Genomic DNA, 1233 nt, shown 5'->3' with positions numbered 1-1233 from the left:
CTTATTCAGAGCCTCCTTAGAAAAGCAGTACTTCACAAAGCTGTCAGGTGTCTAGGATATTGGGGCTTGCCACACTGCGAAATCGAAGGGGGTATCGATGAAGCAGGTTATCAAGAATCTCCATCGGCAAATCGGTCTTCCAGTACGTTAATAAAACGTTGGTCTCAGTTAGCCACAAAAACGTGTTCGATGCCATGACGAACAAAGACTGATCATGTTCGCGGCGCATACATTGTACTCGCCAATTACAGAAAGCTAAGGAAGGTCTGAATAACCGTCGATTTTCACCAGCATCCGTTTGAGCCAGCAGAAAACGGAAAATTCAGACGCAACTCTCCATTTATTTGTATGTTTTCTGCCCGTTTCCCGCCATTTTGGCGGAAAATAGGCACACTGCCCCTATGCCAGCAGGTATTTTTCACCGATTAACAGATTACTGAACGCGGCCAACAAGTGCAGCCGGTTGGTGTTTTTCGACAGGCCGCGATAGCGAACCTTGTTGTAGCCGAACACCTGCTTGATGTACCGGAACGGATGTTCCACTTTTGAGGGGATGCTGGCTTTGATTTTCTCGGCTTTCAGCTTGTCAGCATTCAGGGCCTTCCGTGAACCCGGGCGCTTGGCGATGAACCAAGACACATTTTTACGGTGCTTGTGCTCGCCTCGCTTTTGTATGCCGAGGTAGCCGGCATCACCAAAGACTCGGCGCTCTTCACCGTGCAGCAGTTTGCCGGAAGGCACAATGTCATGGACATTGGCAGCAGTGGTGTCGATGCTATGGATAAGGCCCAGTGTGTCGTCGACGCCAATGTGCATCTTCATGCCGAACTGCCATTCGTTGCCCTTTCGGGTTTGGTGCATCTCCGGATCGCGCTTGCCAGAACTGTTCTTTGTGGAGCTGGACGCAGAGATGATGGTGGCATCAACAATGCTGCCTTCACGCAGCATCAGGCCGTTTTTCTCCAGGTGCTTGTTCACCTCTTTGAACAGCACCTTGCCGAGACCATGCTGCTCCAGAAAATGACGGAACTTAAGGATCGTTGTTTCGTCTGGCAGACGATCGAGCTTCAGGCCAGCGAACTGGCGCATGGATTCGATCTCGTACAATGCATCTTCCATGGCCGGATCGCTGAGGTTATAGAACAACTGCATGCAGTGAACGCGCAGCATGGCAGACAAAGGATAGGGAGGCCGTCCGTTCTGGCCCTTGGGGTAATAACGGGCTACCTTCTT

General features: G+C 51.1%; 1 protein-coding gene. It reads right to left on the bottom strand.

Going from position 1 to position 1233, the window contains the following annotated elements:
- Nucleotides 1-399: 399 nt before the first annotated feature.
- Nucleotides 400-1233, bottom strand: an 834-nt coding sequence (locus tag Q674_RS34650) for an IS5 family transposase (RefSeq protein WP_023009389.1), incomplete at its 5' end; no start/stop codon positions are given.

Source organism: Marinobacter sp. EVN1 (assembly GCF_000475375.1).
GTDB lineage: Bacteria > Pseudomonadota > Gammaproteobacteria > Pseudomonadales > Oleiphilaceae > Marinobacter > Marinobacter nauticus.
The sequence above is the reverse complement of the archived record's forward strand: the minus strand, read 5'-3'. Positions and strand labels throughout refer to the sequence as shown.